12 protein-coding genes and 1 rRNA gene are annotated in these 10,448 nt (G+C 44.5%); 11 read left to right on the top strand and 2 right to left on the bottom strand.

The annotated features are described in order from the left end of the window. The 6 genes from BM334_RS12890 to BM334_RS12515 form a co-directional block, all read left to right on the top strand. Nucleotides 1-875, top strand: an 875-nt coding sequence (locus BM334_RS12890) for an RHS repeat-associated core domain-containing protein (RefSeq protein WP_256209467.1), incomplete at its 5' end; no start/stop codon positions are given. Between the two features lies 1 nt (nucleotide 876). Next, nucleotides 877-1,377 carry a DUF3885 domain-containing protein gene (locus BM334_RS12535; RefSeq protein WP_092842192.1) on the top strand — a complete coding sequence of 167 codons (501 nt, stop codon included), beginning with the start codon at nucleotides 877-879 and terminating at the stop codon, nucleotides 1,375-1,377. Nucleotides 1,378-1,639: 262 nt separating this feature from the next. Continuing rightward, on the top strand, nucleotides 1,640-2,194 hold the full coding sequence (locus BM334_RS12530; RefSeq protein ID WP_092842190.1) for a hypothetical protein: 555 nt from the start codon (nucleotides 1,640-1,642) through the stop codon (nucleotides 2,192-2,194). 10 nt (nucleotides 2,195-2,204) lie between these two features. After that, a complete protein-coding gene (locus tag BM334_RS12525) occupies nucleotides 2,205-2,591 on the top strand; it encodes a hypothetical protein (RefSeq protein WP_092842188.1) in 387 nt (128 codons plus the stop codon). Continuing rightward, a complete protein-coding gene (gene ybiA, locus BM334_RS12520; protein ID WP_198677392.1) occupies nucleotides 2,579-3,019 on the top strand; it encodes a riboflavin biosynthesis intermediates N-glycosidase in 441 nt (146 codons plus the stop codon). The genes BM334_RS12525 and ybiA overlap by 13 nt, the downstream gene beginning before the upstream one ends. A gap of 202 nt (nucleotides 3,020-3,221) precedes the next feature. Further along, entirely contained in the window at nucleotides 3,222-3,737 is a 516-nt protein-coding gene (locus BM334_RS12515) for a DUF3016 domain-containing protein (protein WP_055438859.1), read from the top strand. Between the two features lie 4 nt (nucleotides 3,738-3,741). Here the strand turns inward: BM334_RS12515 and epmB are convergent, their stop codons facing one another. After that, nucleotides 3,742-4,740: an EF-P beta-lysylation protein EpmB gene (gene epmB, locus BM334_RS12510; RefSeq protein WP_241971001.1), complete on the bottom strand. Its 999-nt coding sequence runs from the start codon at nucleotides 4,738-4,740 to the stop codon at nucleotides 3,742-3,744. 111 nt (nucleotides 4,741-4,851) lie between these two features. Here epmB and efp point away from each other — a divergent pair, with 111 nt between their 5' ends. Genes efp through BM334_RS12495 form a run of 3 tightly spaced genes read left to right on the top strand, consistent with a single transcriptional unit; the run spans nucleotide 4,852 to nucleotide 6,835 of the window. Beyond that, nucleotides 4,852-5,421 carry an elongation factor P gene (efp, locus tag BM334_RS12505; RefSeq protein ID WP_092842186.1) on the top strand — a complete coding sequence of 190 codons (570 nt, stop codon included), beginning with the start codon at nucleotides 4,852-4,854 and terminating at the stop codon, nucleotides 5,419-5,421. A gap of 8 nt (nucleotides 5,422-5,429) precedes the next feature. Beyond that, a complete protein-coding gene (gene epmA / locus BM334_RS12500) occupies nucleotides 5,430-6,401 on the top strand; it encodes an elongation factor P--(R)-beta-lysine ligase (protein ID WP_092842183.1) in 972 nt (323 codons plus the stop codon). Between the two features lie 53 nt (nucleotides 6,402-6,454). Then, on the top strand, nucleotides 6,455-6,835 hold the full coding sequence (locus BM334_RS12495; protein ID WP_092842181.1) for a MerC domain-containing protein: 381 nt from the start codon (nucleotides 6,455-6,457) through the stop codon (nucleotides 6,833-6,835). Here BM334_RS12495 and trmA read toward each other — a convergent pair. Continuing rightward, nucleotides 6,819-7,931 (bottom strand): tRNA (uridine(54)-C5)-methyltransferase TrmA, encoded by a 1,113-nt coding sequence (trmA, locus tag BM334_RS12490; protein WP_092842179.1) that lies wholly within the window; start codon nucleotides 7,929-7,931, stop codon nucleotides 6,819-6,821. The genes BM334_RS12495 and trmA overlap by 17 nt on opposite strands. Before the next feature lie 219 nt (nucleotides 7,932-8,150). Here trmA and BM334_RS12485 point away from each other — a divergent pair, with 219 nt between their 5' ends. Further along, complete coding sequence (locus BM334_RS12485; protein WP_092842177.1) at nucleotides 8,151-9,821, top strand: S8 family serine peptidase; 1,671 nt, start codon at nucleotides 8,151-8,153, stop codon at nucleotides 9,819-9,821. A 469-nt stretch (nucleotides 9,822-10,290) separates the two neighbouring features. Beyond that, a 16S ribosomal RNA gene (locus BM334_RS12480) occupies nucleotides 10,291-10,448 on the top strand; the annotation flags it as partial.

The raw sequence follows: 10,448 nt of genomic DNA, 5'->3' as shown, positions 1-10,448 counted from the left end.
TGAACGGTCGGGTGTACGATTACAATCTTGGCCGCTTTTTAAGTGTCGACCCGTTCATTCAAGCGCCGGGCAACAGCCAAAGCCTGAACCCGTATTCTTACATTATGAACAACCCGCTGGCGGGAACAGACCCGAGCGGGTATATTGCCAAGTGTGTGTTATCGATACACTGTGATACTGATGAGTCGATAAATGGCGTCCGAATAATATCTAGAACCCAAGATTACGCTCAGTTATCGAGTAATGGCAACGAGCAGCAGGCGCCCGTAACAAATAATCAGAAGGAAGCTTCTGAGATTGGTTCGCAGAACGACAGTACCAATCAAAGTCAAAGCGCACAAAATCAAACCGTAGAACATGGATTGTTTTCGCAGATAGGGCACACCGTGCTGGGTGTTCTGGGTGCTGTTCCTGTTGTTGGAGGCGCTGCTGATGCAATAGATACCGCTTGGTATGCAGCGCAAGGAGATATGGTTGGTGCGTCGTTATCAGGAGCATCTACTGTTTTATCTGCTGTACCGGGAGCAGACCAAGTAGCAGCAGGTGCAAAAATTACGCATGTTCTTGGTGTTGCTAAGGCGGGTGAGGCCGCAACTCAAATAATCAGACAGGGTAAGCATTTAACTCTGACAAATAAGCAAGCGCGAGCTCAGGCGTCTTCTTTAGGCTTCAAACCGGTCAAGGATATTCCGAAGTCGATACAAAAGCACACAGGTAAGAATCCAGTTTTCTACGACAAATCCACAAAAAGTTATTTTTCACCAGATAAGGCGGGGCATAGAGCGGACAATGCTTGGAAGATGTTTGATAGGGATGGAAATAGGCAAACTGGCATATTCGATAGTAAAGGTGTATTTCAGAGGGTGAGTGATTAACATGCTAGGTGTATTAAGTCCGTTATTAAATAAGGTTGATGTAAATAAGATTTTTAGAATAGGACCGTTTAATCGGTTTGAAAAGGCCGAACGAGTAGAGTTGCCAAACTCTACTCAAACTTCGGTAGACGCACTTGTTCAAGAGGTAATTTCTCGCTCAAGTGAAGCGATTGGTAATTCTGAATTTTTTATTGCATTGGTGTTTGAGGAATTTGACAACCATTTGAGTGAAGACGAAGTAAGCTTGGTTAACAAGAGTGGTATTTCAACGGAAAACCCAATAGGTGCTACCGAGTTTTATGATGAAAATGACGAGTTATATTGTTTTGTCAGAGCATACAGTTGTAACGAGTCAGAGCTTGAGAATGTAGTCAGAGCTAAGCTAGCAAGGCATCTTGATTTAGAGCCATATTACATGGCTGAGTTATTCATAGTTTCAAGCGATGGAAGTAAAGTTATAAACCTATATGACGAAAGGGGAATGGATATTGTCTGGTTATAAATAACCATCCAAACAATCTAACTACCCAGCACCCAATTATTTAATCATTGGCGATTGCTAGTAATGCTTAAAAACTAATTTCATGATGATGCTAACAACGAAAAAGGCGTCATGGGGTCAAGTTTTGTTGATGATGATTGGCAACTGTGAAATCATTAGTAACGGATTGATGATGTTGGGAAAATGAGTAGGTTAAGGTAGGACGAACGGTAGAGGTTACTGTTGTACCAATGTAGAAAATCAAACACCAGTCGCAAATGCAATGTCCGCAGGGGCTGGGGTTTTAAATGCCCAAGGAGGCCTTGCAATACCCAATCCGGGAGCAGGTACAGAATCTGGCACTGGAACAACAGCTAGTGATATTGCTAAAACGGCAGGAAAATGGCTTGTCAAAATAGGTAAAGGTGGGAACATTATTTTAATGGCCCTCACTCCAACCAAAATGGGCGATGGCACATTAGACCTTACCAAACTCCGCACCGCAGATGAACAAAAGCAAGATTTGTGGTTCCACTACACCGATGAAAAAGGCTTTAATGCCATCGTGAATGATGGATATACCATACGCCCCAATAAGAAAGGGGTTGTGTATCTCACTAAATTTGAAATGGCACCAGCTAAAGCTGTCGAAAGGTTGTTCATTGGCGGATGGGGCGACTATGCAAACAAGGGTAATTACGTCATTGCATTTTCAACCAATCCGGGGGTTTCCATAAAACAAGTTCCCAACCACCCATACGAATGGGGTCATCAAGGAAAAATGAAACTTGGCTCCGAGATAAAACAAATTAATTATTCGGGGCAGAATCCGTTCTAGGTTGGATATTATGAATATTACTAAAGAATCAGAGTTAATGGCCCTTCACCGGGCCATCATCGAGGCAAAGTTCAAAGAGTCGCATGAAGACTCAGCAATTCCGTACAGTGGAATCCTTTCAGATTTGTCAGAAAGGATTGTTACCAATATTATTCAAACTCTTTCGGAAAATGGTGAGCACGATGAAGCCAAAAGCTGGGCATCAATAGTCAAATTAAATGAAGATTGGCATGGCTATGGATGTATTAAGAACTGGATACAGAAAACTGAAAGCTGGGTTGATATGAGCGTGGAAGATAAATCACAATTCATCAAAGTTTTGTGCTCACCATATCAACCTTCCAAGCATCAAGAAAATGACTTAATTGAGTTTGGTGATAGGCATTGGAAGACATAATCTATTTTTATACAGTCACTGATAAGTATGGTGAATTGTCTAACTTTGCAAAGCTGGGGTTCGAAGCCGACGGAAAATACTGGTCGACAGTCGAGCACTATTTCCAAGCAAAAAAGTTTGAAGGTCAACTGTACGAAGAGAGAATCAGGTTAGCTTTCACTCCCAAAGATGCAAGGAATATGGGGAGAAGTCGAGAATACCCCATAAGGCGTGATTGGGAAGATGTTAAAATAAATGTCATGAAGACAGCCCTGAGAAGCAAATTTACACACAACAAAATAGCTAAGGACCTTCTGTTGTCTACTAAAAATAAAGAGCTTATAGAAAGTTCTCCGTTTGACTACTATTGGGGCTGCGGCGGCGATGGTAGTGGTAAGAATGTTCTTGGCAAGCTACTTATGGAACTACGAGAAGAGCTTCAGAAATAGAGTCGCCAACTCAGGATCCCTGTGTAACTACCCCATTTATAACACAGTCATCTCGTAGAATATTTGCACGCTTTTTCCGGCCGATAAGGTCACAGGCACTTTATTATTTGTCACAAACTTTGAGTCCACCGCATCTTACAGGATAATAATTAGTGAAACACGTACAGCAAAATGTGCTGATAGAGTGTTCTAAGGAGATAGTATGAATGCGATGAAATTCTTAGTAATAGGTGTTTTGAGTGTGTCAATCGGGCTTGTGTCATCATCAGCTCACGCAGCCCAAGTTACAGTGAAATGGGATGACGTAAAATCATTCACTGATATTAAGGCGGTAAATGCTCGGCAAGATCGCTTTGAAGAATCGGTTATGAAAGCATTGACGGAACACGTTGAAAAATTGGCAGAACAGTTGCCTGCAAGTAATTCATTGGCGGTTACTTTCAATGATGTCGATATTGCCGGCCGCATTGAACCGACGTTTGGCGCATTGGCAAGTACACATCAACGTATACTTGATGACCTGTCTTATCCTGAGCTGATAATTTCGTTTGAATATTTGAACGATCAAGGTGAAACGATTTCCAGTGGCGAAATGATTGAATTAAAAAATTTAGCGCCTATGACGACGCGTCGTTCAACAATGGCAACCGGACGCGATAACTTGTATTACGAAAAGCAATTGTTAGATCGTTGGTTTAGCGACACATTTAAACAATAATCGGTCAAATCGGCGTTTTGTTCGGTTCGCCGGCAATTTCGCGAACTAGCTGAGGCACTAAAAACCCTGCAACTTGAGCACGCACCTTTATCAACAGGTTGCGTGCTTTTTTTTCGTCTATATCAAAATGACTGGCACCAGCAACTTTGTCTAACAGGTGTAAGTAATAGGGTATTATCCCAGCATCAAATAAACGTTCACTTAATTCAACTAAAGTGGCTGCGCTGTCATTAACGCCTTTTAGTAATACACTCTGATTTAGCAAAGTAATGCCGACTCGGCGAAAATCATTCAGGTGCGTGTTTAATAGTGAGCTTATTTCATTAGGGTGATTTATGTGTAACACCATTACCGCTTGCAGTCGACTTCGTGCCAGGTGCTGGCACAGTTCTTTCGTAAGCCGAGAAGGAATAACCACTGGTAAGCGAGTATGAATGCGAATACGTTTCAAATGAGGTATCGCTTCTAGGGCATCTATAATTTTAGATAATTGCGTATCGTTAGCCATTAACGGATCACCACCACTTAAAATAACCTCGTTAACGGCGGTATCTGATTTCACTAGTGCGACTAATTGTGTTAACTGCTCGCGGCCAAAGTGATGCTGCTCATACGGAAAGTGACGCCGAAAACAGTATCGACAATTTACTGCGCAACCACCACGTAAAATCACCAGTACGCGTGAGCTGTATTTATGCAAGATGCCCGTATAGCTGCTTTGCTGTTCTTGTAACGGATCGGTAATGAACTCTGGGTGCTGCAGAAATTCATTCGCATTCGGCATAACTTGTAACAACAAGGGATCCTGTTCATTTTTGTGTTGCATTAAGTCGACAAAAAATCGTGGTACCCGCAATGGGAACAATTCACGAGCGGCGGCGTGGTGATCGGCCCAAGACTTTGGCAATTCAAGAATTTCCGCCAGTTGGTATGGATCGCTAATGGCTTGTGCGAGTTCCTGTTGCCACTGAGGGCGTACTTGTACGATTTGACGATTTAACACAGGCACCCTTTGAAAATGTTTATTAACGCGAATTATTTTACCTGAAAATTGCCCCGTTATGGTTTATTATTGCCGGCGAAATCGCTTAATTTGAAAGCATATGAGGAAGCTATGGCGAATTACAGCACAAACGAATTTAAAGCCGGTTTGAAAATCATGCAAGATGGTGAACCGTGCAACATCTTAGAAAACGAAATGGTGAAGCCTGGTAAAGGCCAAGCATTTAACCGTGTTCGCATCCGTAAATTGATCAGCGGCAAAGTTGTTGAAAAAACCTTTAAGTCTGGTGACTCTGTTGAAGGTGCCGACGTTATCGACATGGATTTAGCTTATTTGTACAACGATGGCGAGTTCTGGCACTTCATGAACAACGAAACCTTCGAACAGCTAGCAGCTGACGCGAAAGCTGTAGGCGACATGACGAAGTGGTTGGTTGAGCAAGACGTTTGTACATTGACGTTGTGGAATGGCAATCCAATTGCCGTAACCCCGCCGAACTTCGTTGAGCTTGAAATTGTTGAAACTGACCCAGGCTTGAAAGGCGACACAGCGGGTACCGGCGGCAAGCCTGCTACTTTGTCAACTGGCGCTGTTGTTCGTGTGCCGCTATTCGTACAAACCGGCGAAGTTGTCAAAGTAGACACGCGCTCTGGCGAATACGTGTCTCGCGTACAAAAATAAGTTTAGGTATGCAGCTCTCTGATAATTGGCGTCCAAGCGCAACGCTTGCGACATTAAAACAAAGAGCTGCATTGTTTCGCGCTGTGCGAGATTTTTTTTCCCAGCGCGATGTATTAGAAGTTGATACGCCATTATTAAGCCGGTTTGGCGTCACCGATCTTCATTTGGAAAATCTCACCACTGAATTACAAGCGTTTCCTAAGCTGCCGTTTTTCTTACAAACATCACCTGAATACGCCATGAAGCGGTTGGTTGCTGCGCATCAAACGAGCATTTATCAGCTGGGTAAAGTATTTCGGGATGACCTTGTGGGGCGTCATCATAATCCTGAATTTACCATGCTTGAGTGGTATCGGGTTGGCTTCACAATGACGCAGTTAATCGATGAGGTGATTGCGTTATTGCAATTAACGCTCGGCAGTTTGCCGGTAACCCAGTTGAGTTACCAACAGGCTTTTTTGCAAACCCTGCAGTTGGACCCACTAACGGCAACAGTAGCTGAGATCAAAGCCAAACTCAGAGATTACAGTCACGTTGCCGAACTGAGTGCGCGCGAAGATGACCGCGATACGCTGTTGCAGCTAGCGATGTCAGTTATTATTGAGCCGAGCTTTTGCCCAAAGAGCATTACAGTTATCAATGACTTTCCAGCTAGCCAAGCAGCTCTGGCGCAGTTATGTCGTCACGACTCTCGCGTTGCTAAACGCTTTGAAGTGTATGTCGGTGGTATTGAACTCGCTAATGGCTATCAAGAACTGACAGATGCGTCGCAGCAACAGCAGCGATTTGAGCATGATAATGTGTTACGCCAGCAACACCAGAAACCTGAGCGCATGGCCGATTTTCGCTTAATTGCGGCATTAGAATCAGGCTTCCCTGAATGCGCCGGAGTTGCATTAGGCTTTGACCGTTTGTTGATGTTGCAGTCAAAAAAAGATGACATTGCGCAAGTGTTACCCTTCTCAATTTCTTGCGCCTGATTAAGTAATGTTATACTATAACAAACCGCTGAATCAGGTCGTAAGGAACCGTTATGACACAACGCTCATTAGATAAAACAGGAATGTGGGTGACCACGCTGTGTGCGCTGCATTGCTTGCTGCTGCCTGTAATTCTGCCGTTGCTGTCGTTAATCGGTTTGTCGTTTATCGGTGAAGAACTACTTGAGCGCGTTATTTTAGGTACTAGTATTGTACTTGGAATTATCGCCTTATCAGCAGGTATTCGTAAACACGCAAAATTTTACCCGTTTGTCATGCTGCTGCTCGGTGGCTTTGTGTATTGGCACAAAGATAGCCTAGGCGAAATGGGCGAACCCGTTGTTATCCTCGTCGGTGCAGGGTTAATCATTGCTGCCCACTGGGTCAATTTGCGTTTAGTGCGCCAAATCAAACCCGTTACAGTTTCCGCTTAAGCAACACCCCAGCTTCCATATGGTGGGTGTACGGAAACTGATCAAACAATGCCGCCTGAGTAACCTCATGAGTGCGCTGCAAAGATTTTAAGTTATCGACTAAAGTTTCCGGATTACACGAGATATACACAATGGTCTCGTATTGCCTTACCAACTCAACGGTGTCCTCATCTAAACCGGCCCGTGGTGGGTCAACCAGCACCGTTTGACAGTCAAAACTACTCAAGTTCGCCTCTTCCGCGCGGCGCGACTCTTTCTCACCGGCCATAACGGCACTGAAATCTTCAGCTGACATGCGCACCAAGGTTACATTCTCGATGGCATTCAATTCGCAGTTGTAGCGCGCAGAGTTAACCGAGGTTTTGCTTATTTCAGTTGCCAGTACTTGGCGAAAGTTCTGCGCAAGCGGCAGGCTAAAATTACCATTTCCACAATATAGCTCAAGTAAGTCGGTATTTTTGTTTGCCACATTATCCGCAGTTGCCGACAGCGCCCATGAAATCATGTGTTGATTTACCGCTGCATTAGGCTGCGTAAAACTATTCTCAACCTGTTGAAATTGAAATTTCTTTCCTTCAATGTTCAACGTCTCGGTAATCCAATCTTTATCGAGACAAATTTTCTGCTTCCGCGCTCTACCTACAATATCGATGCTGCCAAACTGGCCTAAAAACAGACGCAATTCTTGCGCAGAAGCTTCCCATTCAGCGCCAAGCTGACGGTGATACAGCATTGAGATCAATGCTTCATTGGTGGTGCTAGTTAAAAACTCGACTTGAAATAGTTTTTGTCTAAGCTCAGGGCGTGAACGAATGTAGTCGAGCACGGCCGGCATCAGTTGATTAATTAACTGGCTTGCTACCGGAAATGAGTCAATGCGAATTTTTTCCCGAGTTTCGGGATCAAACATAATGTAGTACAGGTCGTCGCCGTCATGCCAAACGCGGAACTCGGCCCGCATGCGGTAAAACTCTTCTGGCGACGCAAACACTGCAACAGGGCTGTTATAAAAAGGAGCGAGCATGGCCGTCAAAGTCTGAGCCTTTTCATCGAGTTGGCGTTGATAGTCAGCTGGGTTCGTCGTTAGGTGTGCCATAACGTCTCCTAAAATAAGTGAGCGCGCATTGTAACGATGCGGGATAAAAAGTCCACAGCGAGCTGAAGCGATAAATCTTTACAATAAATTGACGATATAACATTGCGCATAGTTACAAAATGTTACAAGATGCAGAGTCGCGACTTAAAAAATAACGTTGCGAAAACAACTTAAATTATAAAGAACAACAATTAGAAAACTATAATAAAGGTTAAATCTATGTCTAAAGCTACCAAAGTCGGTGCGCTAACATTAGCAGCACTTTCATTAGCTGTTAGTACAGCTATTCATGCTCATGGTAAAGCAGGAGATGCACTAGAGCGTGTTATTGTCGAATTCAAGCCAGGTTCCAAGCATTTAATTGAAGCTGCTCTTCATGAAGACGCTGATGGTCATTGGGATGGTAAAGATGACAACAAAGACGGCGATAAAGACAAAGACAAGATCAAACAGCAATTCAAACGATTCAACGCCATGGCGATTGAAGTTCCGCATTCAGCTATTCATGGCTTAATGAATAATCCAAATGTAATCAGTGTCACTCCTGATGAAAAACGTGAAATTCTGAGCACCCAGTGGGAACCGGGTAAGCCATATGGTATCGAAATGGTACAGGCTGACTTGGTATCTGACAGTGCAGCTGGTACACGTACGGTTTGTATTATTGACTCGGGCTATGACATGGGTCATCCAGATCTGCAAACTTCAGGTGTAACTGGTGTGAATGACGCAGGCACCGGTACTTGGTATACCGATGAAAATGGTCACGGTACACACGTAGCCGGCACCATCGCTGCTCTATCTAATGGCGAAGGCGTTGTGGGTGTTATGCCAAACGGCCAGGTAAATCTTCATATTGTGAAAGTATTCTCAGCTTCTGGTTGGGCATATTCTTCGTCATTAATGGCCGCTGCTGAACAATGTGCTGATTATGGCGCAAATGTAATTAACATGAGCTTAGGTGGTTCACGTGCAAACCGCACAGAAGAACGCGCATTCGCTCAGTTAAATGCAGCCGGTATTCTTAGCATCGCTGCGGCGGGTAACGACGGCAACACTCGTCATTCATATCCTGCGTCTTATGACGCGGTTGTATCTGTAGCTGCTGTTGATGCTTCTGAACAGCATGCTGCATTTTCACAGCAAACCGATCAGGTTGAATTAGCAGGCCCTGGTGTTTCTGTATTGTCATCAGTTCCACGCGGAACCGGCGAGAAAGTTGAACTAACTGTTGCGGGTACGGCGTTTGAAGCATTGGCAATGGAAGGTACAGCACGTACTCAGGCAACAGGTGCATTAGCGAACTGTGGTTTAGGTGACTCAACGTGCCAAGACGCAGCAGGCAAAGTTTGTTTGATTGAGCGCGGCGTTGTGTCATTTGCTGAAAAAGTACAAGCCTGTGAAGCGGGCGGTGGTGTTGGTACTGTTGTTTATAACAATGAGCCTGGTGTTTTATTAGGGACTATGGGTGACTATGTTGCATCAATTCCAGCTGTTGGTGTTAGCGATACCGATGGTGCAGCCTTGTTAGGGCAAATTGGCAACAACACAACAGTTGGTGTAACTGACAGTGACTGGGCTTACTTTGATGGTACATCAATGGCGACGCCTCATGTTGCTGGTGTAGCTGCATTAGTATGGTCACATCACACGACTTGTTCTAACGACGATATTCGTAATGCATTAGCAGCCACCGCTAAAGATTTAGGTGCCGCTGGGCGAGACACTATGTATGGTCACGGCTTGGTGCAAGCGAAAGATGCTGTTGATTACCTAACTACCAATGGCTGTGGTGGTTCTACTGGCGGAGACACGGGTGGCGGTGACACCGGTGGTGACGATGGCGGTAGCAAAGGCCCAGGTAATGGCAAAGGTAATGGTAAAAAGTAAGAACTGATTACTTTTTAACTAATAAGCCCACTTCGGTGGGCTTTTTTTGTGCGCTTCGTTCACAAAAACAGCAGTCGGCAAAAAAACACCTAAAAATGTGAAAAAGGCGCTTGACGCAGCCAGTTAAATCTCTAAAATGCGCCCCACGCTTGAGGCAGACAACGAAGTCGCCAAAAGCACAAGTTTTGAGTCTGAAAAAAATTAGCCCAAGGGCTTGACACAAAACTTCGAGGCTGTAAAATACGCGGCCTTGCTTGCAGAGATGCAAGCCGCTACTTCAGCGAAGTAAGCGAACGTTCTTTAACAATATACCAAGCCAAGCAAACTGTGTGGGCACTTACCGGATTCAGGCAGAGACGCATCTTCGGATGCAAAAAAGGTCTTTAGATTGACCACCTGACTGATTGGAAAAGTGCTTAACAAATTAGATTTATTAAGTCATTGATTCAATGGGTCGATTAAACACTTTAAACTGAAGAGTTTGATCATGGCTCAGATTGAACGCTGGCGGCAGGCCTAACACATGCAAGTCGAGCGGTAACAGAGAGTAGCTTGCTACTTTGCTGACGAGCGGCGGACGGGTGAGTAATGCTTGGGAACTTGCCTTTAGGAGGGGGATAACCACGG

This window comes from Pseudidiomarina donghaiensis, assembly GCF_900116895.1.
In the GTDB taxonomy this organism is placed as follows: domain Bacteria; phylum Pseudomonadota; class Gammaproteobacteria; order Enterobacterales; family Alteromonadaceae; genus Pseudidiomarina; species Pseudidiomarina donghaiensis.
The sequence above is the reverse complement of the archived record's forward strand: the minus strand, read 5'-3'. Positions and strand labels throughout refer to the sequence as shown.